Annotated in this window: 34 protein-coding genes; 18 read left to right on the top strand and 16 right to left on the bottom strand. The window is 64.0% G+C overall.

Going from position 1 to position 24,446, the window contains the following annotated elements:
• Window positions 1–2 precede the first annotated feature (2 nt).
• The 3 genes from Har1131_RS00530 to Har1131_RS00520 all read right to left on the bottom strand — a co-directional run bounded on the left by Har1131_RS00530 (window position 3) and on the right by Har1131_RS00520 (window position 1,529).
• Window positions 3–449 carry a hypothetical protein gene (locus tag Har1131_RS00530; RefSeq protein WP_151144603.1) on the bottom strand — a complete coding sequence of 149 codons (447 nt, stop codon included), beginning with the start codon at window positions 447–449 and terminating at the stop codon, window positions 3–5.
• A 64-nt stretch (window positions 450–513) separates the two neighbouring features.
• A complete protein-coding gene (locus tag Har1131_RS00525; protein WP_151144593.1) occupies window positions 514–804 on the bottom strand; it encodes a DUF424 domain-containing protein in 291 nt (96 codons plus the stop codon).
• The gene (locus Har1131_RS00520; protein WP_014039369.1) at window positions 801–1,529 is read right to left on the bottom strand and encodes a tetratricopeptide repeat protein; all 729 of its coding nucleotides are present in this window, start codon (window positions 1,527–1,529) and stop codon (window positions 801–803) included. Before Har1131_RS00520 ends, Har1131_RS00525 begins: the two co-directional genes overlap by 4 nt.
• Window positions 1,530–1,613: 84 nt before the next feature.
• Here Har1131_RS00520 and Har1131_RS00515 point away from each other — a divergent pair, with 84 nt between their 5' ends.
• From Har1131_RS00515 to Har1131_RS00505, 3 genes are all read left to right on the top strand, one after another.
• On the top strand, window positions 1,614–2,012 hold the full coding sequence (locus Har1131_RS00515) for a hypothetical protein (RefSeq protein WP_023843107.1): 399 nt from the start codon (window positions 1,614–1,616) through the stop codon (window positions 2,010–2,012).
• 43 nt (window positions 2,013–2,055) lie between these two features.
• Window positions 2,056–2,619 (top strand): RNA 2',3'-cyclic phosphodiesterase, encoded by a 564-nt coding sequence (gene thpR / locus Har1131_RS00510; RefSeq protein WP_151144590.1) that lies wholly within the window; start codon window positions 2,056–2,058, stop codon window positions 2,617–2,619.
• Window positions 2,620–2,877: 258 nt separating this feature from the next.
• Window positions 2,878–3,690 (top strand): ZIP family metal transporter, encoded by an 813-nt coding sequence (locus Har1131_RS00505; protein ID WP_014039371.1) that lies wholly within the window; start codon window positions 2,878–2,880, stop codon window positions 3,688–3,690.
• On the opposite strand, the gene Har1131_RS00500 is transcribed toward Har1131_RS00505, so the two are convergent.
• Window positions 3,687–4,139: a hypothetical protein gene (locus Har1131_RS00500; protein ID WP_014039372.1), complete on the bottom strand. Its 453-nt coding sequence runs from the start codon at window positions 4,137–4,139 to the stop codon at window positions 3,687–3,689. The genes Har1131_RS00505 and Har1131_RS00500 overlap by 4 nt on opposite strands.
• A gap of 186 nt (window positions 4,140–4,325) precedes the next feature.
• On the opposite strand from Har1131_RS00500, the gene Har1131_RS00495 reads away from it, so the two are divergent.
• Genes Har1131_RS00495 through Har1131_RS00485 form a run of 3 tightly spaced genes read left to right on the top strand, consistent with a single transcriptional unit; the run spans window position 4,326 to window position 5,424 of the window.
• A complete protein-coding gene (locus Har1131_RS00495) occupies window positions 4,326–4,478 on the top strand; it encodes a 50S ribosomal protein L39e (protein WP_004518346.1) in 153 nt (50 codons plus the stop codon).
• Window positions 4,478–4,756, top strand: a complete 279-nt coding sequence (locus Har1131_RS00490) for a 50S ribosomal protein L31e (protein ID WP_004518347.1) — start codon at window positions 4,478–4,480, stop codon at window positions 4,754–4,756. The genes Har1131_RS00495 and Har1131_RS00490 overlap by 1 nt, the downstream gene beginning before the upstream one ends.
• Window positions 4,757–4,758: 2 nt before the next feature.
• Entirely contained in the window at window positions 4,759–5,424 is a 666-nt protein-coding gene (locus Har1131_RS00485; protein WP_064287345.1) for a translation initiation factor IF-6, read from the top strand.
• A 24-nt stretch (window positions 5,425–5,448) separates the two neighbouring features.
• On the opposite strand, the gene Har1131_RS21530 is transcribed toward Har1131_RS00485, so the two are convergent.
• Window positions 5,449–5,613: a hypothetical protein gene (locus tag Har1131_RS21530; protein WP_023843110.1), complete on the bottom strand. Its 165-nt coding sequence runs from the start codon at window positions 5,611–5,613 to the stop codon at window positions 5,449–5,451.
• A gap of 96 nt (window positions 5,614–5,709) precedes the next feature.
• Here Har1131_RS21530 and Har1131_RS21525 point away from each other — a divergent pair, with 96 nt between their 5' ends.
• The 6 genes from Har1131_RS21525 to Har1131_RS00460 all read left to right on the top strand — a co-directional run bounded on the left by Har1131_RS21525 (window position 5,710) and on the right by Har1131_RS00460 (window position 9,340).
• Complete coding sequence (locus tag Har1131_RS21525) at window positions 5,710–5,847, top strand: hypothetical protein (RefSeq protein ID WP_014039374.1); 138 nt, start codon at window positions 5,710–5,712, stop codon at window positions 5,845–5,847.
• Between the two features lie 122 nt (window positions 5,848–5,969).
• On the top strand, window positions 5,970–6,143 hold the full coding sequence (gene rpl18a / locus Har1131_RS00480; RefSeq protein WP_004594032.1) for a 50S ribosomal protein L18Ae: 174 nt from the start codon (window positions 5,970–5,972) through the stop codon (window positions 6,141–6,143).
• A complete protein-coding gene (pfdA, locus tag Har1131_RS00475) occupies window positions 6,140–6,601 on the top strand; it encodes a prefoldin subunit alpha (RefSeq protein WP_014039375.1) in 462 nt (153 codons plus the stop codon). The genes rpl18a and pfdA overlap by 4 nt, the downstream gene beginning before the upstream one ends.
• Before the next feature lie 7 nt (window positions 6,602–6,608).
• Window positions 6,609–7,895, top strand: a complete 1,287-nt coding sequence (gene ftsY / locus Har1131_RS00470; protein WP_151144587.1) for a signal recognition particle-docking protein FtsY — start codon at window positions 6,609–6,611, stop codon at window positions 7,893–7,895.
• A 309-nt stretch (window positions 7,896–8,204) separates the two neighbouring features.
• The gene (locus Har1131_RS00465) at window positions 8,205–8,444 is read left to right on the top strand and encodes a hypothetical protein (protein WP_079980820.1); all 240 of its coding nucleotides are present in this window, start codon (window positions 8,205–8,207) and stop codon (window positions 8,442–8,444) included.
• Between the two features lie 350 nt (window positions 8,445–8,794).
• Entirely contained in the window at window positions 8,795–9,340 is a 546-nt protein-coding gene (locus tag Har1131_RS00460) for a hypothetical protein (protein WP_044951645.1), read from the top strand.
• Between the two features lie 51 nt (window positions 9,341–9,391).
• Here Har1131_RS00460 and Har1131_RS00455 read toward each other — a convergent pair whose 3' ends face one another.
• Genes Har1131_RS00455 through Har1131_RS00445 form a run of 3 tightly spaced genes read right to left on the bottom strand, consistent with a single transcriptional unit; the run spans window position 9,392 to window position 11,430 of the window.
• Window positions 9,392–10,042 (bottom strand): bifunctional 4-hydroxy-2-oxoglutarate aldolase/2-dehydro-3-deoxy-phosphogluconate aldolase, encoded by a 651-nt coding sequence (locus Har1131_RS00455; protein WP_004964639.1) that lies wholly within the window; start codon window positions 10,040–10,042, stop codon window positions 9,392–9,394.
• A 56-nt stretch (window positions 10,043–10,098) separates the two neighbouring features.
• Window positions 10,099–10,473, bottom strand: a complete 375-nt coding sequence (locus Har1131_RS00450) for a cupin domain-containing protein (RefSeq protein ID WP_151144583.1) — start codon at window positions 10,471–10,473, stop codon at window positions 10,099–10,101.
• Between the two features lie 48 nt (window positions 10,474–10,521).
• On the bottom strand, window positions 10,522–11,430 hold the full coding sequence (locus tag Har1131_RS00445) for an AEC family transporter (RefSeq protein WP_151144580.1): 909 nt from the start codon (window positions 11,428–11,430) through the stop codon (window positions 10,522–10,524).
• Between the two features lie 262 nt (window positions 11,431–11,692).
• On the opposite strand from Har1131_RS00445, the gene Har1131_RS00440 reads away from it, so the two are divergent.
• Both Har1131_RS00440 and Har1131_RS00435 read left to right on the top strand, forming a co-directional pair.
• The gene (locus tag Har1131_RS00440) at window positions 11,693–13,096 is read left to right on the top strand and encodes a signal recognition particle protein Srp54 (RefSeq protein ID WP_151144578.1); all 1,404 of its coding nucleotides are present in this window, start codon (window positions 11,693–11,695) and stop codon (window positions 13,094–13,096) included.
• A gap of 109 nt (window positions 13,097–13,205) precedes the next feature.
• Entirely contained in the window at window positions 13,206–13,604 is a 399-nt protein-coding gene (locus tag Har1131_RS00435) for a universal stress protein (protein ID WP_014039383.1), read from the top strand.
• Window positions 13,605–13,612: 8 nt separating this feature from the next.
• Here the strand turns inward: Har1131_RS00435 and Har1131_RS00430 are convergent, their stop codons facing one another.
• The 6 genes from Har1131_RS00430 to Har1131_RS00405 form a co-directional block, all read right to left on the bottom strand.
• The gene (locus Har1131_RS00430; RefSeq protein WP_050037480.1) at window positions 13,613–14,296 is read right to left on the bottom strand and encodes a co-chaperone YbbN; all 684 of its coding nucleotides are present in this window, start codon (window positions 14,294–14,296) and stop codon (window positions 13,613–13,615) included.
• Window positions 14,297–15,040, bottom strand: a complete 744-nt coding sequence (locus Har1131_RS00425; protein ID WP_014039385.1) for an ABC transporter ATP-binding protein — start codon at window positions 15,038–15,040, stop codon at window positions 14,297–14,299.
• The gene (locus Har1131_RS00420; RefSeq protein ID WP_014039386.1) at window positions 15,037–15,795 is read right to left on the bottom strand and encodes an ABC transporter ATP-binding protein; all 759 of its coding nucleotides are present in this window, start codon (window positions 15,793–15,795) and stop codon (window positions 15,037–15,039) included. The genes Har1131_RS00425 and Har1131_RS00420 overlap by 4 nt, the downstream gene beginning before the upstream one ends.
• The gene (locus Har1131_RS00415) at window positions 15,792–16,883 is read right to left on the bottom strand and encodes a branched-chain amino acid ABC transporter permease (RefSeq protein ID WP_014039387.1); all 1,092 of its coding nucleotides are present in this window, start codon (window positions 16,881–16,883) and stop codon (window positions 15,792–15,794) included. Before Har1131_RS00415 ends, Har1131_RS00420 begins: the two co-directional genes overlap by 4 nt.
• On the bottom strand, window positions 16,880–17,818 hold the full coding sequence (locus Har1131_RS00410) for a branched-chain amino acid ABC transporter permease (RefSeq protein ID WP_014039388.1): 939 nt from the start codon (window positions 17,816–17,818) through the stop codon (window positions 16,880–16,882). The genes Har1131_RS00415 and Har1131_RS00410 overlap by 4 nt, the downstream gene beginning before the upstream one ends.
• Before the next feature lie 132 nt (window positions 17,819–17,950).
• On the bottom strand, window positions 17,951–19,342 hold the full coding sequence (locus Har1131_RS00405) for a substrate-binding protein (protein ID WP_014039389.1): 1,392 nt from the start codon (window positions 19,340–19,342) through the stop codon (window positions 17,951–17,953).
• A gap of 131 nt (window positions 19,343–19,473) precedes the next feature.
• Here Har1131_RS00405 and Har1131_RS00400 point away from each other — a divergent pair, with 131 nt between their 5' ends.
• The 4 genes from Har1131_RS00400 to Har1131_RS00385 all read left to right on the top strand — a co-directional run bounded on the left by Har1131_RS00400 (window position 19,474) and on the right by Har1131_RS00385 (window position 22,670).
• Window positions 19,474–20,322 (top strand): hypothetical protein, encoded by an 849-nt coding sequence (locus tag Har1131_RS00400; RefSeq protein ID WP_014039390.1) that lies wholly within the window; start codon window positions 19,474–19,476, stop codon window positions 20,320–20,322.
• Between the two features lie 55 nt (window positions 20,323–20,377).
• Entirely contained in the window at window positions 20,378–20,956 is a 579-nt protein-coding gene (locus Har1131_RS00395) for a magnesium transporter (protein WP_151102852.1), read from the top strand.
• Window positions 20,957–21,523 (top strand): magnesium transporter, encoded by a 567-nt coding sequence (locus Har1131_RS00390; RefSeq protein WP_008311141.1) that lies wholly within the window; start codon window positions 20,957–20,959, stop codon window positions 21,521–21,523.
• A 100-nt stretch (window positions 21,524–21,623) separates the two neighbouring features.
• A complete protein-coding gene (locus tag Har1131_RS00385; protein ID WP_151144575.1) occupies window positions 21,624–22,670 on the top strand; it encodes a nucleoside recognition protein in 1,047 nt (348 codons plus the stop codon).
• Between the two features lie 21 nt (window positions 22,671–22,691).
• Here the strand turns inward: Har1131_RS00385 and Har1131_RS00380 are convergent, their stop codons facing one another.
• Window positions 22,692–23,426: a GNAT family N-acetyltransferase gene (locus Har1131_RS00380; RefSeq protein ID WP_050037484.1), complete on the bottom strand. Its 735-nt coding sequence runs from the start codon at window positions 23,424–23,426 to the stop codon at window positions 22,692–22,694.
• Between the two features lie 123 nt (window positions 23,427–23,549).
• Entirely contained in the window at window positions 23,550–24,443 is an 894-nt protein-coding gene (locus Har1131_RS00375) for a CBS domain-containing protein (RefSeq protein ID WP_014039395.1), read from the bottom strand.
• Window positions 24,444–24,446: the final 3 nt, after the last annotated feature.

Here is a 24,446-nt window from a genome sequence, read left to right as displayed (position 1 = left end):
ACCTACTCGGAGTCAGACTCAGCAGCCATCATGTGCTGTTCCCGGTAGGTATCAAGCAGGTAGTTGTCCCAGACGAGGTCTCCGAGGACGTGGGCGTACAGGACGAGGGCGGTAAACAGCGATAGCGGCTCGGAGACGAGCCAGAGGCCGACCACGACCACGCCGCCGATGAGGTGATGGCTGAGGAGCCGCTGGAGCGGCCAGAGGTCCTGCGGGTCGAATATCTCGTCCTGGTCGAGCACCACTATCTCGGGGTTCCGGAGACAACGGCGGAGGGCGGCCCAGTCGCCGGTCTCCAGTCTGGCCACGGCGAAGTGGTCGAAGTCGATGGCGACGCCGACGACGACCGCGTAGCCGACGGCGGCCCACCAGGGGAGTGGGACCGGCAGAACGACGACACCGGTAGCCCCGACGGCTGTAGAGACGATAGCGTGGTCTCGGGAATACATACGTGTCCCCCTCGATGGGCGTTCGCAAAGACTGTCGGGGTCGGGCTGCCAGTCGCGACCGCAGTTACATCCAGAGCAGTTGTGCGTGGCGCGTCTCGCCCAGATCGAGGACGTTCTCCTCGTCGACGAAGCCGTGTTCGACGGCGACGGTGACGGCGTCGTCGCCGACGATGTTGGCGACCGAACAGCGTGCGAGACTGTCGACGATTTCGTCTTCGGTAGCCGTTTCGCCGCCGTAGAACTCCTCGTTGACCGTGAGCGATACGGGGCCGTTCTCGAACGTTTCGCCCATGATGTCAGGGTCACAGACGGAGACGAGCAACCCCTCGTCGGTGTCGCGTTCGTTGAGTATCATTCAAGCAACTGCTGTTCGGCCTCCTCGCGCATCTCGTCGACCTCCTCGGCCAGTTCCTCGGCGCGGTCGAACTCGCCGACCTCTTCGAGGGCGCGGGCCTTTTCTTCGAGCACGTCGGCGTTGCGGAAGCCGAGGCGGACCGCGTTATCGAACGCGTCGATGGCCTCGTCGGCCAGGCCGCGTTCCAGCAGGAAGAAGCCGCGGTTGTACCAGCCCTCGCCGAAGCGCGGGTCGATTTCGACGGCGCGCTCGGCGTGTTCGAGTGCCTGCTCGGAGCGGCCGGACTTCCAGAGCGCGTACGCGAGGTTCGTCTCCGCTGTGGCGGCGTGGTCGGACTCCTCGTCGAAGTTGAGTGCTTCCTTGTACGCGCCGATGGCGGCATCCCACTCTTCGAGTTCCGCGTGGGCTGCGCCCTTGTTCGTCCAGGCCTCCTGTTTGAGCCGGTCGTCGTCCGTGTACTGGGCGACGCGCTCGAACGTCTCGGCGGCCTGTTCGTGGCGGTTGATGTGCATGTACTCCAGGCCGACATCGAGCAGTTGCTCTGGGTCGACGGCGTCAGAGGAGACGTTCCGCTGGTCCAGCAGGTCGGTGACGACACGCGAGTCGACGGGGTCGACCTTGTCCGGGTCCACCTCAAACTCCGGCGGTTCGAGATCGAACCCTTCGTAGGGGTCGTCGAACCCCTGGCCCTCGGAGAAGGCGTGGTCGTCGTCGTGGTCTGTCATGCCTCCTGATTGACGGCCAATCCGGTTAAGGGCTACGTCCACGGCTCGTGAAGATTTAGGTGTCCTGCGGTCGGATTCCCGGATATGCGGGACCCACTGGCAGTAGACGCGTTGCTCGTCTTCTTCGGGGGTGTGTTCGCAGTCGTTAGCTGGGCTGCTCTCACCTCAAACCAGACCTCGCTGTCGCTGTCCGCCGCTGGAGCGGGCGTTGCAGGAACGGTCGTTCTGGCGGTTCTCGTCGGACGCTACTACGCGCAGCTACCGGCGTTCGGGCGCTGGGTATCCAGTCCGGCAGAGACGCCCCGGGCACGAGCGCGTGTAGCCCTCCTGATTGTGGCGGCCATTCTCGTCCGGCTATCTCTCGGTCTCCTTCCCGACACCGCCATCCCCGCTCTCTTCGGCGTCGCGGTCGCAATGGTCGCTCTGGGACTCGGACATAGTCTCTGGCGGTGGCATACAGCCCCAGATCACAGCAGTCACTGACCCCGTCGTAGCTTTCTTGCGGACACGACCGGAACCGCTAGCTATGGCCAACCGCCTGTTCGTCAGCGTCGATCTGGACGGGCTCGAAGACGCTATCGAGAGCGTACAGGAACGCTTCGACGGCGTCTCTGGGCTTCGGCTGACCGACCCCGCACAGGCCCACATCACGCTGAAGTTCCTCGGCGACACCGACCCGGACCGCGTTGACGACATCGTCACTGCTCTCGAAGGGGCGGTCGAAGACAGCGGCGTCGAGCCGTTCGAAGCCGAGTTCGGCGGTCTCGGCGTGTTCCCGGCGCTGTCCTACATCAGTGTCGTCTGGGTCGGTGTCCGCGACGGACAGGGTGGCGCGGAACTGACCGCGTTGCACGAAGCCGTCGAGGCCCGGACCGTCGCGATGGGGTTCGACCCGGAGGACCACGAGTTCACGGCGCACGCAACCATCGCCAGGATGGACCACGCCGGCGGCAAAGAGACGGTACAGGACACCGTCAAGAACGAGGACCCGGATGTCGGTCGCCTGCGTGTCGAGGAAATCCGGCTGAAAGAGAGTGAGCTGGGACCTGACGGCCCGACGTACCGGACCGTCGAGTCAGTGTCATTATGAGTGTGTGCCGTCTCGGCCAGCGGGGTTGCTGTCGGTGCGTGTTCTACACGGACACTGTTGGCGTGCATTTGTTGTCATATATCTGTTAGAATGCGTGTTGTGGCGTCGGGACTATCGTAGCACTGGCCTATAACCGAGTGAGGGGCGTCAATTAGCCGCTTGAGAACCTATTTACAGCGTGCCAGCAGACTGTTTAGGCCGACCAAAACAAATCAGGTTAGTGACAATTTTTATTGGTCCGAGCGGCGTAGCACCGATATGGTCGCCGTTGAGAACGTTGCCTTTGTGTTCGTCGCGGGGTTGCTCACGGCACTCGCCACCGGCCTCGGTGCGATTCCGTTCTTTCTCGTCGATGAGTTCTCCGACCGGTGGAACGTGTTGCTGTGGGGGCTGGCCTCGGGAATCATGGTCGCCGCATCGCTCTTCGGACTCGTCCGGGAGGGGCTGGCATACGGGTCGCCGCTGCTGATGATTCCCGGCATTCTCGCTGGCGTCCTGCTCGTCGTCGTTGCCCACGAACTTCTGGATGACTTCGACCAGTCACCCGAGCAGTTCGAGCGGGCCGACTTCAAGAAGCTTCTGCTGATTCTGGGCATTCTGACTGTCCATAGCTTCCCGGAGGGCGTCGCCGTCGGCGTCTCCTTCGCGGAACTCGGGCTGGAGTCGGCCACGCCCGAATCCGCTGTGGGTATCCTCGGCGTCTCCGTCCCGCTGCTGGCTGTGTTCATGACTGTCGCCATCTCCATCCACAACGTCCCTGAGGGGACTGCTATCGCCATCCCGCTCCGTTCGCTGGGTGTCAGCGAGTGGAAGATGGTCTGGTGGGCGGTGTTCTCCTCGCTGCCACAGCCGGTCGGGGCCGTTATCGCGTACTACTTCGTCACGCTGGCGAAGGCATTTCTCCCGTTCGGCTTCGGCTTCGCCGCCGGGGCGATGGTGTATCTCGTGCTCACGGAGTTCGTCCCCGAAGCGCTGGAGTACGGCGACGGCTTGCCGGGTGGCGGTAAACGCGAACTAACTGCCGGCGTCGCCGTCGGGGTGCTGGCGATGGTACCGCTGGCGTTCGTTTAGAAGGGCAGTTTGCTTCGGATGACGGTGAGGTCGACGAAGGCCTTCAACGGATCGTCGTAGTCATCGACGCGTGTTTCCATCCGGTAGTTCGAGTGGTCGACGGCGAAGAAGTACGGCCCGGGTTCGTCCAGTGACTCCCGTGCGCCGCCGTCGTCCGTGGACGCCTGATAAATATCCGACCCCGCCGGCTGGACCGCTGTCTGGCTGAACTTGGGGTTCCCCGGCGGTGTTTCGTCGGGCTCCCGACCCTTGATGAACGTGTCGTACTGCTCGAACTGCTCGCGGTCAGTAAAAAAGTACACGTTGAACGGGATGTCCGCTTTGACGATATACCGTAGCTCACCGCCGGGGTCAGACACGTCAGGGATCTCCTCCTTGATCCACGCCTTGTGCGGGTTGACTCTGACGTCCTGTTGCACGCTGACGACGACCTCACCGCCCCCACCCATGCAACCAGAGCCGACGGCTGTCGCACTGACACCCATTGTCTGGAGGAATCTCCGGCGCTTCATCCATTGATAATCAGGGCCACGGACTACTTAGTTCTACGTCCGCAGTTATAGCCGCTGATAACGGGCCGCGACCGGCTCGAAAAGGAAGGAATTTAAACCACGGCGCGGAACAAGCACCATACCATGGGTAAGAAATCGAAGGCTACGAAGAAGCGACTGGCCAAACTCGACAACCAGAACAGTCGAGTCCCGGCCTGGGTCATGCTCAAGACGGACCGCGAGGTCCAGCGCAACCACAAACGACGCCACTGGCGGCGCAACGACACTGACGAATAATGAGCGCCAGTGACTTCGAGGAGCGTGTCGTCACCGTCCCGCTCCGAGACGCGCGAGCCGAACCGAACCACAAGCGCGCAGACAAGGCGATGATCCTCATCCGCGAGCACCTCGCCAAGCACTTCTCTGTCGACGAGGACGCCGTCCGCCTCGACCCCTCGATCAACGAGGCGGCCTGGGCCCGCGGCCGCGCCAACACGCCGAGCAAGATCCGTGTTCGCGCCGCCCGCTTCGAGGAAGAGGGCGAAGCCATCGTCGAAGCAGAGACCGCAGAGTAACGTTGCTCCGCGCGGCTTTCTCCGGGTCGTCGTACGTGGGTGTGTTCGCCCGTGCGACCGACGACTGCGTGCTGGTTCGCCCAGACTTAGACGAATCGCTGCTCGACGACCTGAGCGACGAACTCGACGTTCCGGCCGTGCCGACGACCGTCGGCCGCTCCGGGACCGTCGGCGCGCTCGCGACCGGCAACGAGAACGGGCTGGTCGTCTCCGAACGCGTCCGTGAGACCGAAATCGAACGGATTCAGGACGTCGTCGACGTGCCCATCACCAGAATGCCCGGCCGGATCAACGCCGCCGGAAACGTCGTCTGCTGTAACGACTACGGGGCGTACGTCCACCCCGACCTCTCTCGGGATGCCGTGCAAGCGGTCAAGGATGGGCTGGACGTACCCGTCGAACGCGGCGTCATCGCCGGTGTCACGACCGTCGGGACCGCCGCCGTCGCCACCAACAAGGGCGTGCTCTGTCATCCGAAGGCCACGGACGGCGAACTCGACGCCCTCGAGGACATCCTCGACGTGCCGGCCGACATCGGGACCATCAACTACGGTGGTCCGCTCGTCGGCTCCGGGTTGCTCGCCAACGACCACGGCTACGTCTGTGGCTCGGACACCTCCGGGCCGGAACTGGGCCGTATCGACGCGGCGCTCGGCTACATCGACTGACGCGGTTTTCATTCTGCCGCCCGCTCAGGACGGATGCTGGTGGCTGAGTTTTTCTGCCACCACGCTTGGAACGGGCAGTCCGCAGTCCCCACACGCCCAGGCCCGACTGGTTCCGCCCCGCTCCAGCGTCAGGTCCTGCCTGAATCGCAGGGCCGCACCGCACTCGCACTGGTAAGTCGTCTCGCTCATAGCTGGCTGTACGTATTGCCCCGGGAAATCCATCGGGGCCGGCAACCATGACAGCTCGTGTCAAAGAATAATATAGTGCGTCCCCAAACGTCACGTATGGTCCAGCGAACACCGCCCGCGGAAGACCAGAACCGCCTCGTCTGCCGGAAGTGTGACTACTCGACAGGTGTACTTCGCCCGTCCTGTCCCGAGTGTGGCGGCGATATGGTGTACGCCCCGGCGTCCGAGGAGTAGGCCCGTCGCTCGTTTTCCAGCCGTGTGGCCGTCGCAGTCGCTGGGTAGCGGCGGCTACTCTTGTGGATGGTGGGACGGACGGAAGGGGAAGATACTTCCCTGCCCTGCCCGCACCTGCGTGTATGAGCACGTACACTGTTCGCGGTAGTTTCCCGGCCCGAGACGGCCCACAGCAGTTCGAGAAGGAGGTCGACGCGCCAAACGAGAACGTCGCTGAGGAGCGCGTTTACAGCGACTTCGGCTCCCAGCACAACCTCAAGCGCACGCAGATCACAATCGAGGAGGTGGCAGCATGATGGGCGGTGGCGGCGGTGGCGGCGGCGGTCAGATGCAGCAGGTCGCACAGGAGATCGAGCAGATGGAGCAGGAAGTCGACGCTATCGACGAGGAAATCGAGCGCCTCCGCGACAAGCAGACTGACATCGACGAGGCAATCGAGGCCATCGAGACGCTCGACTCCGGCTCCACGGTGCAGGTCCCGCTCGGCGGCGACGCCTACATCCGCGCGACTATCGAGGACATCGACGAGGTCGTCGTCTCCCTCGGTGGCGGCTACTCCGCGGAGCGCGAGCAGGACGGCGCTGTCAGCACGCTGGAAACCAAGAAGGAGACGCTGGACGACCACATCAGCGACCTGCAGGAAGAGAAGGCCGAAGTCGAGACCGAGATGGAAGAGCTCGAACAGCAGGCCCAGCAGATGCAACAGCAGCAGATGCAGCAGATGATGCAACAGCAAGAGCAGGAAGACGAGTAAGGCCGCCATGTTCGACGGACTGAAGGACAAACTCAGCGGGTTCACGAGTGACGTCGAGGAGGACGTCGACGACGACGCACTCGAAGCGGAGGACGAACCGGACGCCGACGGGGCTGACGGGGAAGCAACTGCCGACCAGGCGGCCGACGCTGAGCCCGCAACGGACTCGCAGCCGTCCGAAGACGACACGCAGGCGGCTGCGGTCGAGAGCGACCAGCCACAGACTGGTTCTGAACCGCCGGCCGCTGACTCCGACGCGATAGACGAGCCAGCCACAGCGTCGTCTACGGCAGTCGAAGACACAGACGCGATCCAGGATGAAGTTTCCCAGTCTGACGACGCCACAGAGGTAGAGGACGACTCGGCATCCGACACCGATTCGGAGTCCGAAGAAGACGACGACGGCGGCCGCGGCCTCGCCGCGAAGGCGAAGCTCATGGCCACCGGGAAGACGGTCATCGAGGAGGAGGACTTACAGAGCCACCTCGACGACCTCGAACTGGCGCTGCTGTCGAGCGACGTGGAGATGAGCGTCGCCAACGAGATCCTCGACGGTGTCAAGGAGAACCTCACGGGTCAGACCCGCCGACGGCTCTCCAGCACGGGGAACCTCGTCCGGGACGCGCTCCGGGAGTCGCTGTACGACGTTATCAACGTCGGCCAGTTCGACTTCGACGAGCGCGTCCAGCAGGCAGACAAGCCGGTAACCATCGTGTTCACCGGGGTCAACGGCGTCGGCAAGACGACCTCGATAGCGAAACTCGCCCAGTACTTCGAGGACCGTGGACTCTCGACGGTGCTCGCCAACGGCGACACCTACCGCGCTGGCGCAAACGAGCAACTGGAGAAACACGCCGAGAACCTCGACAAGAAGATCATCACCCACGAGCAGGGGTCGGACCCGACGGCGGTCGTCTACGACGCCGTCGAGTACGCCAAGGCCAACGACATCGACGTGGTGCTGGGCGATACGGCCGGCCGACTCCACACCTCGGACGACCTGATGGCCCAGTTGGAGAAGATCGACCGCAACATCGACCCGGACATGACGCTGTTCGTGGACGAGGCGGTCGCGGGTCAGGACGCCGTCAACCGGGCGCGCGAGTTCAACGATGCGGCCGAGATCGACGGGGCGATTCTGACGAAAGCCGACGCCGACCCGCAGGGCGGCGCGGCCATCTCCGTCGCGCACGTCACCGGCAAGCCGATCCTCTTCCTGGGGACCGGCCAGGGCTACGGCGACCTCGAACCGTTCGACCCCGAGGAAATCGTCGACAGCCTCATCGGCGAGTAGGCCTCGGACTTCGCGGTTACTTTTGCTGCTACCTGCGGCACATGAGCGGCCATTGTCGACCCTGTTTGTGTAGAACCCGGCGAGTTCGCGCTCTTCCGACGGGAACGCACCGCGTGCGATGCGGAAAATACTGCCACTCCATCGCAGGTGTGGTCGTTTTCGCCGACAGGGGCGCGTTGAAGTCGTTTGCTGTTCATGACTGGTCCACACAGTATCGTAGCGTGATACCAATGCAGACAATCGAACGACGCGACGTTTCCGGCGATGTGAGGAATGGGGCTGACAGTGGTCCGGCAGAGGGAGCCACCGATGTCTGATGGACGCTACTGCCGGCAGGTCGCGCCGGCTGATGTCGCACCCGAACTCATCGTGCTGTCGTCGGGTGACCGTGGTCTCCCTGTTGACGAGACACGGCTCGTAACTGACGGAGGCGGACCGATACCCGGTGTTCCAGACGACGGCGGCGACAATTACGGCTACGGGAGTTCCCGCGGGCATGGGGATGCTGCCCACTGCGTCCAGGTTATGACGTTGCTAAACGGCGACTGAGCGATTTTGACAGCTAAAACGGCTGTCTGACTAACAACGCAGGGCCTGATATCGTGACCCGGGGACGAAGATACCTATGCGCTCGATAACCGCTCGGGAACAGTACGGATAGTTGTAACTCGGGTCTCGAACCACACCGCAACAGGCCGATGTTCGGCTATCGAGGTGTAGAACCACCCGTGAACTGGCCGAAATACCGGACTCGAACCATTCATGATCTGAAACAGATCGTTTATGTTTGCTTTGCGAACCGGCCCACCTTCGGGTGTTGCTAAGCCGTTCTGTCGGCTCTCCGTCAGACGCTTAGCAGGTCATTCATAAACTGTCCGGCTTCTCTTCGGGCAAACGCTATGGGACGACCCACATCTCGACGGAACGTTATCAAAATCGCAGGCGGCGCACTCGTGGCGCTGGCTGGCTGTAGTGACACTGGCGGCAGCGGTACGGAGACTGGCGGTGGCGGCGGTGCCGAAGCTCCGGGCACATCTACGGCAGCAGAGACTGACGCGATGACGGAAGCCGGTACGGAATCGCAGACGGAAACTGAAGCCCAGACCGAAGAAGGAACCGGGATGGATACCGAGACGGAACTGGGCGAGAACGAAACCGATGCTCTCGGAAACGAGACGGAGATGTCGGATACTGAAACAGATCTGCCCGGCAATGAGACCGGAGTACCGGGGAACGAAACTGAAATGCCTGGCAACGGGACCGAGGCTCCAGGCAACCAAACAGGCGTGCCCGGTAACGAAACGGAAAGACCAGAGAACGAAACTGGGACGGCCGGAAACGAGACTGCGGTTCCGGGCAACGAAACTGACCTGCCCGGTAATGAGACTGGAACGGCTGGGAACGAGACAGGCAACGAGACGACCGAGAACGACACCGGAACGTAAGCCGCTGCCGCCGTGCCGGGCCTCGTTCTGCTCGGCCGGGTGAGATTGTTGCTACTCTCGGGCGGCCTCGACGGCGTCGACGAACGCCGCGGCCTGTTCGCGGACGCCGTCCATGTCGTCATTCTCGATTGCCTCGTAGTTGACCAGCGCCGAGCCCGCGCCGACAGCGACCGCGCCGGCATCAAAGAACTCGTCGACGTTGTCGGTCGAGACGCCGCCGGTCGGCATAATCGGGACGTCGCCGAGCGGACCCTGCAGCGCGCCGATGTGTGCCGGGCCGACCGTTTTCGCCGGGAACATCTTCAGGATGTCCGCACCCGCCTCCATCGCGTCGGCGGCCTCCGTCGGCGTCATGACGCCGGGGATGGCGAGGACGCCCTCACGATTGCACACGTCGATGACGTCCTCGTTGAGGTTCGGTGCGAGGACGAACTCCGCGCCGGCCTCGATGACGTTGCGGGCGGCGGCGGCGTCCATGACTGTGCCGGCCCCGATGATGGCGTCGGTGTCGTCCAGAGCCTTGTCGACCGCGGCAATCATGTCCGAGCAGCGCTTCGCGTCGGCCGTCAGTTCCAGCGCCGTGACGCCGCCTTCGTGGACGGCTGTCGCCACGTCGACCATCTTTTCCTCGGGAATCCCGCGCAGGACTGCCGTGACGCCGCTGTCGACCAGTTCCTGTTGTACCGCCTGTTTGCTCGTCATGGGCGCAACTGTGATGGGGGGGCTGAAAAGCGTGTCTGAACCGCCGAGCCCGCTCGCTACGCGTCGGGGTCGTACGGGCGCGCGATGTCGGTCGGCGGTGCGCCGACGCCGAGGACCGTGACTGGCTTGTCGGCGTCGGCGGGGTTGTGCGCGCGGTGTGGGCTCTCCGGCTCGGCGACGAACACCTCGTCGGCGGCGACCACGAACTCCCCGTCGGGCGTTTCGACGTGAAGCGTGCCGTTGAGCACGTAGAATAGTTCCTCGCGCGTCTCGTGGTAGTGGTAGGCCCGCGAGAGGTCTTCGCCGGGTGCCATCTCGTAGGTGGCCGCGTGGAGCGCGTGGAGTTCGGCGGCGTCGGAGACGCCGCGCCGGTCACAGGGGTAGTCCGCAGTTTCCGACAGGTCCTCGGGGTTGATCTGGTGATAGCCCATATCGTCGGTGGGGGCGTCGGCGGGCAAAAGCGTGACCACGGCAGGGCGTCAGGCGAACAGCCAGATCAGCACGGAGAGCGTTCCGATTGAGACCACTGTCGAGGTGAAGACGTTCAGCGAGGCGAACGCGGCGTCGCCGCCGAGTTCCGTCGTGTAGACGTACGTCGACACCGCTGTCGGGGTGCCGAGCATCACGACCGCTGCGCCCAGCGCCGTCGCGTCCATCGCTAGCGAGGAGTACACCAGCCACGCCAGCGCCGGCATCCACAGCACCTTCAGCCCGACGACGCTGACGGTCTTCTGCAGGTCCGCCACCGGGAGGTCCGTGTCGAGCGTCGCACCGATACACAGCAGGGCGACCGGGAGCGCCAGTTCGGCCGGCGGACCGAGCGCACCGACGAGTGGCTCCGGAACGGACAGCGACAGGACCGAGGCCGTGATGCCGGCCGCCAGCGCGATGAGCACCGGGTTCGTCACGAGTTTCCTGCACTCGCCCAGCAGCGAGGCGTCGCTGCCGTTGATGCGGACCAGCAGGAACACCGTCACCGGGACGTGGGTCACCGCGCCGATACCGAGGATGACGCTGGCGACGGCCGTCGCTTCGCTGCCCATCGTCGCTGCCACGAGCGGCAGCCCGAGAAACCCCATGTTGCTGTGATACGACTGGACGACGGAGACGCTGCGGCGGTCGGGGGATTCCAGCCGCCGGTGGACGAGCCAGCCCAGCGTTATCGTCAGCGCGATGACGGCCCAGAAGCCCCCGAGTAATGCCGGCGAGATAATCTCCCGCAGCGGGCGGTTGTACGTGGACCGGAATATGAGCGCCGGCAGGGCGACAGTAAAGACGAGTGTGGTGAGGATATCCGTCCGCCGGTCGGTCAACAGCCCGAAGTGGCCGGCGGCGACGCCGGCCGAAAGAAAGGCGACCATGAATCCGAGCTGCCCGAGAACGCCCATATTGTCGACCAGTCGGTTCGACCTCTTCACCCTTTCGCCACCGGTAGACGTGGAATTAATCATGCAGATGCTGTCGCACACAGATAACACGTCTCGCCCGAAGATGGCCGGAAACGTGAGATGGACCTGCCGGTCGGCCTCGCTCCGATAGCAATGAGCGAATCAGCCTCAACCGAACGGATACGGCAGTCATCCCAGCGGTTAGCGGGCGACAGCATGACAACAAGCCTTTACCCGCGCCGTCGCGTATCTCGCGCTAACAATGGTACTCGACGATCTTGGGAGTTCGCTCCGGGGGACACTTGATGACCTCCGGGGGAAATCCCGGCTCTCTGAAGAAGACATCGAGGACATCGTCAAGGAGATTCAGCGGTCGCTGTTGCAGGCCGACGTGGACGTCGGGCTCGTACAGGACCTCTCCAGCAGCATCGAGACGCGCGCGCTGGAGGAGGAACCGCCGGCGGGGACGACCCCACGCGATTGGGTCCTTCGGATCGTCTACGAGGAACTGGTCGACCTCGTTGGCGAGTCGACCGAACTACCGCTAGAAGAGCAGACCATCATGCTCGCCGGCCTGTACGGGTCGGGGAAGACGACCACGGCCGCGAAGATGGCGTGGTGGTTCTCGACGAAAGGGCTCCGGCCGGCTATCATCCAGACCGACACGGACCGGCCCGGCGCGTACGACCAGTCCAAGGAGATGGCCGAGCGCGCCGAGGTCGACTTCTACGGCGACCCCGACGAGGACGACCCCGTGAAGATCGCCCGGGACGGGCTGGAAGCGACGGCGAACGCGGACGTTCGCATCGTGGACACGGCGGGCCGTGACGGCCTGAACGAGGAACTCATCGAACAGATCGAACGCATCGAACAGGAGGTCCAGCCCGACCGGGACCTGCTCGTACTGGACGCGGCGATGGGCCAGAGCGCCAAGAGCCAGGCCGCCGACTTCGAGGCGGCGATTGGCATCGACGGCGTCGTCATAACGAAACTCGACGGGACGGCGAAAGGTGGCGGCGCGCTCGCCGCCGTCAACGAGACTGACTCCACCATCGCCTTCCTCGGCTCTGGGGAGACGGTCAAGGACATCGAGCGGTTCGAGCCCTCCGGGTTCATCTCGCGCCTGCTCGGGATGGGCGACCTCAAACAGCTCACCGAGCGCGTCGAGCGCGCGATGGAGGAAACCCAGGAAGGCGACGAGGAGGACTGGGACCCCGAGGACATGCTGGAGGGGCAGTTCACCCTCAAGGACATGCGAAAGCAGATGCAGACGATGAACAACATGGGGCCGCTGGACCAGGTGATGGACATGATTCCCGGGCTGGGCGGCGGGCTGATGGACCAGCTCCCCGACGACGCGATGGACGTGACCCAGGAGCGGATGCGGGACTTCGACGTCATCATGGACTCGATGACCGAGGAGGAACTGGAGAACCCCCGCGTCGTCGGCCAGTCCCGGACCAGGCGCATCTGTCGGGGCTCGGGCAAGCCCGAGGAGCGGGTGCGTGAACTCCTCCAGCAGCACAAGCAGATGGAGCAGATGCTCAAGCAGTTCCAGGGCATGGGCGACGGCGACATGGAGCGGATGATGAAACAGATGCAACAGGGCGGCGGAGGCGGCGGTGGCGGCATGGGTGGCGGCGGTATGGGGCCGTTCGGCGACTGACGCCACTTTCTCGGTCCGCGCGACGTGAGACGCGACGGTATTTTTGATGATCTATGCTCGAAATCCGGGCCAGAACTAAGGGTTGGCCCGTCCTACGGATGAAGCGAGCATGTACGAAATTGTCGCTGGGATAGACAAAAGTGAGGCTCGTGGGACCGCCATCGCGGAAGCGATAACCGAAGTTCCGATGGACACCAGCCAGGTCCGTGTTACGCTGCTACACGACTTCGAGGAGAACCCCGAAGGCGCGTCCGTCGATCAGGTGGCCTCCGTGCGCCGGGCCCGGGAAGTCCTCGAGGAGGCAGGCGTCGAGGTGGCGCTGGAAGAGTCAAGCGGCGAACCGGCCGACGCGATCCTCCGCCTGGCTGACGAGCAGGACGCCGACATGATTGTCGTCGCCGGACGCAAGCGGACGCCGACGGGCAAGGTGCTGTTCGGCAGTGTCACGCAGAGCGTGATTCTCGGCACGGATCGCTCCGTGCTGGTCTGCAGCGGCGAAGAGGAGTAACGCCGCAGTCAGACGCCGTACACTTCCTCGACCCGTTCAGCGAGCGGCGACGGGTCCGTCCGGCCAGTGATCCGCTCGACGGGCTCGCCGTCCTCGAACAGCACGACGGCGGGTGCCGCGTTGACACCGACCGACCGACAGAACTCCGGGGACCGCTCGCCGGCGACGCCGCCGACCGGGACGCCGTCCGGGAACGCGGCCAGCACGTCGTCTAACTGTTCTTTCATGGCTTCACAGGGGTCACAGAACAGTTTCCACACTGTAACGACACACCGGTCGTGGGCGTCGACGAAGGCCGCGTAGCTGTCGTCGTCGAGGTGTTCGACCGCGTCGGGGACCGGCGTCTCCGGACCTAGCTCGGTCGCCATCTGTGCCATCGTCGTCAGTTCCACGGTGGTGTACGAGTCGTCGACGTTCGACCGCAGGGTCAGGAACGTGGCGAACTCCTCGCGCGACACGTCGAGTTCGTCGACCCGCTCGGCCGCTTCGGCGGCCGAATCGAGGCCGAACACGTCGGCGACGGACTCGTGGAACTCCGTGTCGCCCATCGTCACGTAGGTGTCGTAGTACACCTCGCGGTCGGCCTCGAACGCTTCCGTCGTGCTGACTTCGTCCGTTTCCTCGTCGATGACGACGACACCTTCCGATTGCAGTGCGTCGAGTAACGCTTCGGGGGACTGTGTTTGGGACATTTAGACACCTAGGTACTTGTCGCGGGTCTCTTGGTCGTTCTGCAGTTCCTCGGCCGGTCCCTCGAAGACCACTTGCCCGCGGTCCAGCACGTAACACCGGTCGGCGATTTTCATCGCCGCCACGGCGTTTTGTTCGACCAGCAGTATCGTCGTACCGTCTTCGCTGATGCGTTCGATGGCATTCTCGACGGACTGGATGATCTGCGGAGCAAGCCCCTCATATGGCTCATCGAGCATCAACAGGTCGGTGCTCTGATGGAGCGCGCGGGCGATTGCGAGCATCTGCTGTTCGCCGCCCGAGAGTGTTCCGGCTTTCTGGGAGCGTCGTTCGTCGAGTCTCGGGAAGTACTCGTAGATTTCCGCCGTCGACATCCCTTCGTCGCGGAAATCGAGCTTCCGCCGCCAGGTGTTCGTCTTGTTGCGGACGGTGTCCGCGAGGTGCAGGTTCTCCGCGACAGTGAGATCGGTGAACACGCGCCGTTCTTCCGGGACCAGCGAGATGCCGCGGACGGCGATGTCCTCTGGCGGGTCGTTGGTGATGTTCGTTCCGTCGAACTGGATCGTGCCGCTCCGGACGTCGGGCGGCGTCGCCCCGGAGATACACCGGAGCGTCGAGGTCTTCCCCGCTCCGTTGCGGCCCAGCAGGGCCGTGATCTCGCCGTCGTCGACGTTCATCGATACGTCCTGAATGATGTGGCTCTCGCCGTAGTAGCCGTTGATGTTGTCCACGTCGAGCAGCGTCATTCTTCGACACCTCCGAGGTACGCTTCCTGCACAGCGGGGTCGTCCTGCACTTGGTCGGGGGTCCCCTTCGCGATGACTGACCCGCGGTTGAGGACGATGATACGGTCGGAGATGTCGAAGACGATCTCCATGTCGTGTTCGACCAGCAGGAAGGTCAGGTCGAGTTCATCCTTGACTCGCTTGATCAGGTCGACGGTCGATTTCGTCTCCTCGGGGCTCATCCCGGCGGTCGGCTCGTCCATCAGCAGCATATCCGGTTCGGCGGCCAGCGCAATGCCGAGTTCGAGCCGGCGCTTGTTCCCGTAGTCGAGGCTATCAGCCTGGTTCTCGCGCTCGTCGTACAGCCCGACTGATTCGAGGACCTCGTTCGCCAGTTCGTCGACCGCCGGATAGCTGTTCTGGTTCCGGAAGAAGTTGAACCGGAACGAGCCGTGCTCGGCCGCCAGCGCCGCGATAGTCGCGTTCTCCTTGACGGTCAGTTCGGGGAAGATAGAGGCCGTCTGGAAGGACTTGCTCATCCCCCGCTGGACGACCTCGTGTGGGTCCATTCCGATGATGGAATCCCCTTGGAATGCGATCTCGCCGTAGCTCGGTTCGAGCCGTCTGGTGACGAGGTTGATGAACGTCGATTTCCCCGCGCCGTTGGGGCCGATGAGGCTCACGCCTTCACCCTGTTCTATTTCCAGGTCCACCTCGTCGACGGCCGTGAGGCCGCCGAACTGCTTGGTGAGCCGCTCCGTTTTGAGGACTGTCATTCGTCCTCACCTCCGACGACCATGTCACGAACGTAGTCGATACCGCCCCAGATTCCGTTCGGGAAGAGGACGACGGCGACGACGAACACGATGCCGAGAATGAGGTGCCAGAACGGGCCGAGCGTCTCGAACCCGCTGACGATATTCTCGATGTACAGGTACAGGCCAGCACCGAACAGCGGCCCGAACAGTGACCCGACGCCGCCGAGCACAGTCATGATGACGATGCGCCCGGACTCGGTCCAGTACAGCGACTGCAGGGGGACGTAGTTCCCCTCGATGGTGAACAGGCTCCCGGCGATGCCGGCGAAGGCCGCCGAGATGATGAACGCCATGAGCTTGTACCGCCAGACGTCCAGCCCGACGAACTCCGCTCGGCGCTCGTTCTCCCGAATCGCGCGGAACACGGTCCCGTACGGCGAGTGCAGGATGCGGTTTGCCATCGCGACCGACAGCACAGTCATGACGGCGACGAACACGTACAGCATGTTGTCGACCAGCATCGACAGCGGGAACGGCACCCCGCCGTGGATGTCGATGACGCCCAGCAGGTGGCCGATATCCACGGAGGTGAACCCGTTCTCACCGTTCGTGAGGAACGCCAGCGGCGACGCCGCCAGATAGAAGGACATTTGGCCGAACGTCAGCGTCAGGATGGCGAAGTAAATCCCGCCGCGGCGCAGCGACAGGAAACCGACGATCCACGCCATCAACACTGCAAACACCGTGCCGGCGAGCAACACTAGCAGCGGCGAGCTGCTCACGCTCGCGCTGAAGATACCGGCGGCGTAGGCCGCGCCGCCGAAGAAGACGGCGTGGCCGAACGACAGCAGGCCGGTGTACCCCAGCAAGATGTCGAATCCGACGGCGAAGATGCCGTAGATGAGTATTAGCGTCGCCAGCTGCGTGTAGCCGTTGAGGAAGTTGTTGAACAGGAACGGGAAGACGGCCACACCCACGACCGTGAGCAGCACCGTCGATATCTCCCGGTCGCGGAAGCTGGCCCAGCGGTCACCGAGACCGCCGGTGACCTCCGCCTCGGCGTCGGCCGCCGCCGTGGCAGTCGCGTCGCGCGGTTCGTCGCTCACGAGACATCAACCTCCGAGCCCAGCAGCCCCTGTGGACGCACCAGCAGGATTATCGCCGCGAGCGCGTAGATGCCGACCTGGCTCCAGGCGGCGTAGCCGGTCTGGATTAAGAGTACCTGCAGCGTCCCGAGCATCAGCCCGGCCACGACGGCCCCTTCTATCTTCCCGACGCCGCCGATAACGACGGTCAGGAACGCCGGCACCAACTGTTCAGTGCCGATGTTGGGGTTGACGTTGGCGAGCGGGCCGCCGACGACGCCGGCCACGCCGGCGAGGGCGGCACCGATGCCGAAGACGACGAGGTACGGCCGGCTCAGTTTAATTCCCAGGAGGCGAACCATCTCGTCGTCAAGGGTACCGGCCTGAACGATGAGGCCGAAGTCAGTGTACTCGACGAGGGCGTACACGCCCAGAACGAGGACTGCCGTAATCGCGATGACGCCGAGTCGCCAGCGCGGGAAGTTCCCGACGACAGGCAGCGCGATGGGACCGGATGCCCACGAGGGCTGTGGGAACGGCTGGCTGTTCCCGCCGAGCATCGCTCTGAGCAGTTCCTGGACGATGATTGCGAGTCCGAACGTGACGAGAATCTGGTCGGTGTCGGGGCGGTCGTAGAACGCCTGTGCAAGGAAGCGCTCCATCAGGAGGCCGATAACGAACACGACAATCGGCACGATGACCAGTGCAGCAATGAATCCCAGTCCGATGCCGTATGACTGGATGCCCCATTCTACCAGTTGGCCGTCATTCAATGGAACACTTCCAGTTATGAACAGCCCCAGATACGCACCGACGAGGTACAGTGCCCCGTGCGCGAAGTTAACGAATTTTAGCGTCCCGAGGATAATCGACAGTCCGACCGCGAGCAGGACGTAAATCGCGCCCTGTTGCAACCCATTCAATAAGATGGTGAGGATGTCCGCGAGTAGCGTCACGCCGGATCCCCCCCACCGCACTCTTCTCGTACTCTCTGCGTATTCCTAATCATGCTAGTTTTTGTGTATCAAGTAAGGCAACCTCATGCACTATAAATCATGAGGGGTACGGTCCCCTGCCCGGATTCTGCCCTATTCGTCGCCGTACTCGCCGAGTTCACACTCCGCGGCCGGTCCGGAATCGCACCCGTATCCGACGTCGTCTCGGGACGTGATCTCGACAATCTCGATGAAGTTCCCGTCGCCTTGCTCGCTCTCCGGCAGCCCTTGTGCGACCGGAATGTCACGCTGGGCCTGGTGGTCGCAGGCACGCATCGTCTCCTGACCCATGCCGATGTTGCTGTACTCGTAGTCCTCCAGTTGGCGGATGACCTCCGGCGGGTAGAACGTGCCCGCTCGTTCGGCGGCGGCCGCGTACTGGAGCGTCTGGGCGTAGGCGAGCTGGGCCGGACCGGACGGGACGCGGTCGTACTCGTCCTGGAAGGCCTGCGTGAACGCGTTCGACGCCTCGTTGTCGATCTGGGAGTCCCAGGCGATCGTTCCGTAGATGCCTTCGATGGAGCCACCGGCGGCCTGTGCCATCGGGCGGTTGTACAACGGGACGACGAGCTCCATGTCCTCGTCGATACCGGCATCGACGGCCTGCGAGACGGAGTTCGCGCCGTCCAGCCCGTAGTGGTTCAGGACGAGCACGTCCGCGCCGCTGTTTGCGGCCTCCGAGAGATACGAGGAGAAGTCGCTGGTCCCGAGCGGCGTCGGCACGCTGTCGACCTCTTCCCAGCCGATCTCCGAGAGGAACTGGTTCATCGAGTCCTGTTGGGTCTGGCCCCAGGAGTAGTCGGCGTACAGCTGGTAGAACTCGTTGTCCGAGCCGTACTCGCTTTCAAGCACCGGCGCGAGTGCCTGTCCGGTCATGTACGCGTTGAACATCTCCCGGAACCCGTACCGGGCGCAGTCTTTGCCGGTCGTGTCGTTCGAGTGGGTCAGACAGGCCATGAACATGACGTTCTGCGACTGACAGAGGCCCTGCACGGCGATGGCCACTGCGCTGGAAGAGCCGCCCGAGATCATCACCACGTCGTCCCGGTTTATCATCCGCGAGGCGGCCTGTCGAGCGGTATCGGCGTCGGTCGCCGTGTCGCCGTTCACCGAATCGACCGTGTACCCGAGGACGCCGTCGCCGCTGAGGTCCTCGAAGCTGTCCACCCAGCCACCCCCGTTGTTGAGGTGCTTCTGGGCGAGTTCGTACGCCCGTAGTTCGTCCTGGCCCTCTGAGGAGTAGGGCCCGGACTGTGGAACGTTGAACCCGAACGTGACCGTGTCGCCCTCGACCGGGAAGTTCCCGAGCGACGGGTAGTCGTCGCCACCGTCGCCGCCACCGTCGCCACCATCGCCGCCATCGCCGCCACCATCGCCACCGTCGCCACCGGAACAACCGGCCAGTCCCGTCAGCCCTGCCACACCTGCAACGCCCGTACTCTTCAGCAACTGTCGTCGGTTGACCGTACTGCCATTAGTTGGCATGTTCCATACGGTGGTTCAATCTATCATAATAGTTTCGGTAGGTTAACCAACGGTTTCACATCCATGCACTGACAGATATCGGCTAAATGGCGATCCGTAGACTTATTCCGATCTGGTTGGTTTGCTAGAGCATGGCGAGGAATCTGCGTCGGCAGTTACTCGTCTTCATCGTCGTCGTTACCGCGGGCTGTGGGGGGTTCGGGTTCAGCGGCGGCGACGACTCGGCGACGCCGGTGACGCCCGCCCCGGTGCCGACCGACTCCGCGACCACGTATCCGGCCGGCGTCGGGGCGACGGGCGTCACCAGCCCATCTCTGCTCGGTTCCGCACACGGTGACCGTCTCAACGGAACCGGGTACACGCTGACGATGAACCGGACCGTCAGATATGCAAACGGGTCGTTGCGATCCCACCTCCGAGTCCAGGTCGTGCTGGACGCGAACCGGACACACCTCGCCAACGTCACTGTCCGCGGCCCTGCCGCCCCGGTGCTCCTCGGTCGGCCGCCGGCGACCGCGTCGTTCTGGTCCGACGGCGATACGTATCTCCGCCGACTCGTGCGCGACAACCAGACGATCTACAACGAGTACGACCCGCCGGACAGCTACGCCGGAACGTGGCGGTACTGGGTTCACGCCGCCGCGTTGAACGGCCGTCCGGCCGCCGACGTCACTCGGACCGTTGCCCCGTTCCACACCCGGACCTTGCAGCCCCAGCAGTCAGACGGGACCACCTACGTCATCAGAGGGGACCGGCTACGGGAGAACACCTCGTCGACAGCGTGGGCGTCCCGGGAGAACGCGACGCTCGTCGCCCACGTCACGCAGTCGGGCCTTGTCCGGCACTACCGGACCGAGTATACGACGCTCACGGACGGCGACGAACCAGTCACTGTAACCAGAACTGTCAGGTTTACCGCGGTCGGCAACACGACGGTCGGACCGCCGCCGTGGCGTGACAGGGCGCAGTCGACCGGTTGAGGGCACGCCAGCGCTATCAGGGGGCTTTTTTTCGCTCGCCGCCCTTCGCCCTGCAATGACTGTCCGCGAGGTGGCACTCGAAGCCTACCGGGAATCGCTCCCGGTGCTGGCACTCAGTGCGGTCGGTGGCCTCTTCGCGGGCGTCGTCCTCGGCGGTATGGACGCGGAGCTACAGGACGTCGCCGGGCTGCTCGTGCTCGTGCCGGCGCTGCTCGCCACTCGGGGGAACGTATACGGCTCGCTCGGCGCACGCCTGGGGTCGGCACTCCATCAGGGGCTTATCGACCCTCGGTTTTCCTTCGACGACGACCGCATCAACGCCGCCGTCGCGGCGGCACTGGCAAACGGCGTGCTCATCAGCGGCGTCGCTGCAGTGATGGCTGTCGCCCTGCTCACGCTGGTCGGTCGACCGTCGGCCCCGCTCACGACCCTCGTCGCCATCGCGCTCATCGCGGGCTTCGTCTCCGGACTGCTGTTGACCATCGCCGTCGTCTCGGTCGTGTTCGTCGGTTACCGCCGCGGACTCAATCCCGATACGCTCGCCGGTCCGGTCGTGACGACGACGGGCGACGTGGTCGGTATCGCGACGCTGCTGGGCGCGACCCGGCTCGTCCTCGCACTGGGGGGTGGCTGAGTGGCGGAGTTCGCGTCCCAGTGGTCGGTTTCGGGTATCGTCCGGACGATGTTCCCCATCCTTGTCGTGCTCACTGCTATCGAACTCGGGAGCGGTCTCGTACTCGATACCTTCGAGGGAACACTGCTGCAGTACCCGTCGTTGCTCGTGCTCGTCCCGGTGACCATCGGGATGGCGGGCAACCTCGGCAGCATCCTCGCGGCGCGGTTCTCGACGGCGTTTCACCTCGGCCTTTTGTCATTCGCGGCGACCGATGACCGGCTTGCCGGCAACGCAATCGCCACCGTTGCCCTCGCGGTGACGCTGTTCCCGCTCGTCGGTGCCGGTGCGTGGCTCCTCCAGGCCGTCATCGGCGGCACTGCGCTCCCGCTCCGGACGGTCGTTCTGGTCGCGCTCGTCAGCGGGAGCCTGCTGGCGGTGCTGGCCATCGTCGTGACGACGGTGACGACCTACGCCGCCTACCGGTTCGAACTGGACCCCGACGACGTGGTCATTCCCGTCGTCACGAACGTCTGTGACGTGCTGGGCGTGGTGGTGCTGTTCGGCGCTGTGCGGGTGTTCGTGTGATCTGGTGAAGTGGCTGTGCTAGCCACAGACGCGATTGCTCGCTCAGCGCGATTCTGTCGCTACCGATGGGCATTTGCCAGCTAGACCACTACTTTCAGACGTGCAGTCGCTCGTCGCCGCCGTGCTTGGCCACCCCATAGTCGCTGTCCTCGGAGAGGTCGCTATCAGGGTCCTCCGTATCACGTTCTTTCTCTCGTTTGGCGTGTTCCTCGCGGAACTGGCGGTCGCGTTCGGACTGGTCGAGAAAATCGCCGTTGTCTCGCGCTATCTCACGTCGCCGGCGAACCTCCCGGACGAGGTTGGCACCGCTATCCTGACGACGACGGCGTCGACAACCGCCGGCTACGGGATGCTCGCCGACTTCCGCGAGTCCGGCGTGCTGTCCGACCGCGCGACGATAATTGCCGTCACCATCAACACGTTCTTCGGCTTCGCCCAGCACATCATCACGTTCTACGCCCCGATACTCATCCCGATCCTGGGCTTTCGGGTGGGGGTGCTGTACGTCGCCACGCGGGGGCTCATCGCGCTGGCGATTACGCTGACCGGCATCGCCGCCGGTGCGGTCCTGCTGGACGCGTCCAACGTCGGTCGGTCGACCGCAAATACGGACCCGGCCCCTGACGACGGGACGGCCGACGACGCGGGCGACGTGTTCGACGAGCGTCCGGAGAGCCGCCGGGCAGCGGTCAGGACGGCGTTCGACGCGACGGCCGAGAAGGTCCGGGACATCCTGCCCCGACTGGCGGCCATCTACGCTGTCGTCTCACTGCTCGTCGCCTACGGCGACGAACTACTGGTGCTGGCTGGCAGCGACGGGGCCTCCGTCACCGCCGCTGCCGACGGGTTCGCTGGGCTGCTCGGCTTGCCCGGCGCGGCCATCCCAGTCATCGCCGCCTACGCCCTCGATACGACCTCGGGGGCGACGGTCATCGCGCCGCTCATCCGGAACGGAACCTTCACTGCCCGGACCGCCGTGGCGACGATGCTCGTCGGCGGCATCATCTCCTTTGCCGTCTCGACGTTCAAGCGCTCGATTCCCTTCCAGTTCGGCATCTGGGGCCGGGAGTTCGGCTCGAAAGTCATCGTCGTCAACACGGGGCTGAAAATCGTCTGGATCGCGCTGGCGCTGGCCGTCCTGCTGTAGTGAGAAACCGGTGGTCCGCCGTCAGTCGAACGTGTAGGCCATCATCACCTCGTCGACCTGCTCGCCGTCGATGCTGTAGTGGTTCCGGCGGATACCCTCGGTGTTCCAGCCGTGGTCTTCGAGGAACACCATCGCGTTCTCCGTGATCGCCGGCACGCTGTTGTACAGCTTCCGGTAGCCGTTGGCCTTCGCCCAGTCCAGCCCGCGTTGCATGAGCTGGCTGCCGATGCCCTGGCCACGCTGCTCTTCCCTGACGCCGACGGTGAGCTGGGCCGTCTCGCGGAGCTTGTCCAGTTGCGGGATATCGAGGTGACACCAGCCGACGACCTCCCCGTCGACTGTGGCGACGAAGAACACCCGCGATTCGACCGTGTTGTGTCGCGTGACGGCGTCCTCGTACAGCAACTGCTCGGCGACGCTCTCGGCGACGACGTACGTGCCGTCGCTGGACACGTTCCGAATGGTCTGGACGAGTCCCTCGAAATCGTCGTTGTGGGCCGGCCGAATCGTGTACGTCAGCCCGTTCGTGGTGTGTTGCTCGACCGAGCCGACATCGAGCGCCAGCGTCAGGGTCCCGCCGTCGTCCTCGATGTACCCCTTCGACAGGAGGTGTGTCAGTGCCTCCTCGAACGCCTCCGGCGAGAGGTCAACCATCTCACGGACTCTGTGCCGTGCCGCCGTCCCGTGTCGCTCGACGTGCTGATACACCTCCATCGCCGCGCTGGTCTCGAAAGTCGGCCGTTCGACAGCGTCCATAACAGACACATCTACTAGCAGATTATTAACAATTGTTATTTGGTAACACAAAACATGAAACGCGGTGGGAGTTCTGTCCGAGCAGCCCTGTTCGAACGTGACAGGATGCGCCCGACTGTCGGCTCAGGCTGTGTCCGGAATCGGGTCGGAGATGACGACGGCGTCGCCCTCGATGACGCAGTTCCCCTCTGAATCGTCAACGGCCGTGGCCAGGCGGAACCGGTTGTCCTTGATGCGCTCGACGACTTCGCAGTGGGCCGTGACTTCCTCGTCGATGTCGACGGGCCCCTGATAGCTCAGTTCCTGGGAGAGGTAGATTGTCAGCCCGGGGAGTCGCGCCAGGGCTGCACTGATAATTCCGGAAACGAGCGTTCCGTGGGCGATCCGGCGGCCGAAGCGCGTCCCCTCGGCGAACGCCGCGTCGAGGTGGAGTCTGTTCGTGTCGCCGCTCGCCTCGGCGAAGGCCTCCACATCGGCCTTGGATATCGTCTTGCTGAACTGGACGTGGTCACCCACGTCGATACCGTCGGCGGTCCCGTAGCTCTCGAACGTCCAGTCCTCGTTCTCGTACAGCGTGTCCGGCCGGGTGAACCGCTTTCGCTGGGTCTGGTCGTCGAACGCTCCCCTTGCCCGCGAGAGGTGCGGGATATAGTCCGAGAGGTCGGTCGTCGTGACGATGCCGACGAGAGACCCGTCCTCGACGACGGGCAGTTTCTTGATGTTGTTCGTCCGCAGCCGATCCACGGCCGTTTCGATGTCCGCGTCGGGCGTGACCGTCAACAGCGTCTCGGTCATTACGTCGCTGACCGACAGCGCTCTGGTATCTCCCTCGGCTGCGGTGACGGCGACGATGTCGCTCTCCGTGATGATGCCGACACAGCCGCCATCGTCCTCGACGACGAGTGAACCGATATCCTCGTCGCGGAGGCGTTGAGCCGCCTCGATGACCGGAGCGTCGGGGCTGATCGTTTTGACCGGCGTCCGCATGATATCTCTGACTGGTAGCGGGACGAGCATCCT

The sequence above is a fragment of the Haloarcula sp. CBA1131 genome, assembly GCF_008728975.1.
GTDB classification, from domain to species: domain Archaea; phylum Halobacteriota; class Halobacteria; order Halobacteriales; family Haloarculaceae; genus Haloarcula; species Haloarcula hispanica.
Note: the sequence above shows the minus strand (reverse complement) of the source record. Positions and strands in the feature narration are given on the sequence as shown.

Coding starts and splice junctions, on each gene's coding strand:
- Har1131_RS00530 (WP_151144603.1), bottom strand. CDS start 449: ATGTATTCCCGAGACCACGCTATCGTCTCTACAGCCGTCGGGGCTACC.
- Har1131_RS00525 (WP_151144593.1), bottom strand. CDS start 804: ATGATACTCAACGAACGCGACACCGACGAGGGGTTGCTCGTCTCCGTC.
- Har1131_RS00520 (WP_014039369.1), bottom strand. CDS start 1,529: ATGACAGACCACGACGACGACCACGCCTTCTCCGAGGGCCAGGGGTTC.
- Har1131_RS00515 (WP_023843107.1), top strand. CDS start 1,614: ATGCGGGACCCACTGGCAGTAGACGCGTTGCTCGTCTTCTTCGGGGGT.
- thpR (WP_151144590.1), top strand. CDS start 2,056: ATGGCCAACCGCCTGTTCGTCAGCGTCGATCTGGACGGGCTCGAAGAC.
- Har1131_RS00505 (WP_014039371.1), top strand. CDS start 2,878: ATGGTCGCCGTTGAGAACGTTGCCTTTGTGTTCGTCGCGGGGTTGCTC.
- Har1131_RS00500 (WP_014039372.1), bottom strand. CDS start 4,139: ATGGGTGGGGGCGGTGAGGTCGTCGTCAGCGTGCAACAGGACGTCAGA.
- Har1131_RS00495 (WP_004518346.1), top strand. CDS start 4,326: ATGGGTAAGAAATCGAAGGCTACGAAGAAGCGACTGGCCAAACTCGAC.
- Har1131_RS00490 (WP_004518347.1), top strand. CDS start 4,478: ATGAGCGCCAGTGACTTCGAGGAGCGTGTCGTCACCGTCCCGCTCCGA.
- Har1131_RS21530 (WP_023843110.1), bottom strand. CDS start 5,613: ATGAGCGAGACGACTTACCAGTGCGAGTGCGGTGCGGCCCTGCGATTC.
- Har1131_RS21525 (WP_014039374.1), top strand. CDS start 5,710: ATGGTCCAGCGAACACCGCCCGCGGAAGACCAGAACCGCCTCGTCTGC.
- rpl18a (WP_004594032.1), top strand. CDS start 5,970: ATGAGCACGTACACTGTTCGCGGTAGTTTCCCGGCCCGAGACGGCCCA.
- pfdA (WP_014039375.1), top strand. CDS start 6,140: ATGATGGGCGGTGGCGGCGGTGGCGGCGGCGGTCAGATGCAGCAGGTC.
- ftsY (WP_151144587.1), top strand. CDS start 6,609: ATGTTCGACGGACTGAAGGACAAACTCAGCGGGTTCACGAGTGACGTC.
- Har1131_RS00465 (WP_079980820.1), top strand. CDS start 8,205: ATGTCTGATGGACGCTACTGCCGGCAGGTCGCGCCGGCTGATGTCGCA.
- Har1131_RS00460 (WP_044951645.1), top strand. CDS start 8,795: ATGGGACGACCCACATCTCGACGGAACGTTATCAAAATCGCAGGCGGC.
- Har1131_RS00455 (WP_004964639.1), bottom strand. CDS start 10,042: ATGACGAGCAAACAGGCGGTACAACAGGAACTGGTCGACAGCGGCGTC.
- Har1131_RS00450 (WP_151144583.1), bottom strand. CDS start 10,473: ATGGGCTATCACCAGATCAACCCCGAGGACCTGTCGGAAACTGCGGAC.
- Har1131_RS00445 (WP_151144580.1), bottom strand. CDS start 11,430: ATGGGCGTTCTCGGGCAGCTCGGATTCATGGTCGCCTTTCTTTCGGCC.
- Har1131_RS00440 (WP_151144578.1), top strand. CDS start 11,693: ATGGTACTCGACGATCTTGGGAGTTCGCTCCGGGGGACACTTGATGAC.
- Har1131_RS00435 (WP_014039383.1), top strand. CDS start 13,206: ATGTACGAAATTGTCGCTGGGATAGACAAAAGTGAGGCTCGTGGGACC.
- Har1131_RS00430 (WP_050037480.1), bottom strand. CDS start 14,296: ATGTCCCAAACACAGTCCCCCGAAGCGTTACTCGACGCACTGCAATCG.
- Har1131_RS00425 (WP_014039385.1), bottom strand. CDS start 15,040: ATGACGCTGCTCGACGTGGACAACATCAACGGCTACTACGGCGAGAGC.
- Har1131_RS00420 (WP_014039386.1), bottom strand. CDS start 15,795: ATGACAGTCCTCAAAACGGAGCGGCTCACCAAGCAGTTCGGCGGCCTC.
- Har1131_RS00405 (WP_014039389.1), bottom strand. CDS start 19,342: ATGCCAACTAATGGCAGTACGGTCAACCGACGACAGTTGCTGAAGAGT.
- Har1131_RS00400 (WP_014039390.1), top strand. CDS start 19,474: ATGGCGAGGAATCTGCGTCGGCAGTTACTCGTCTTCATCGTCGTCGTT.
- Har1131_RS00395 (WP_151102852.1), top strand. CDS start 20,378: ATGACTGTCCGCGAGGTGGCACTCGAAGCCTACCGGGAATCGCTCCCG.
- Har1131_RS00380 (WP_050037484.1), bottom strand. CDS start 23,426: ATGGACGCTGTCGAACGGCCGACTTTCGAGACCAGCGCGGCGATGGAG.
- Har1131_RS00375 (WP_014039395.1), bottom strand. CDS start 24,443: ATGCTCGTCCCGCTACCAGTCAGAGATATCATGCGGACGCCGGTCAAA.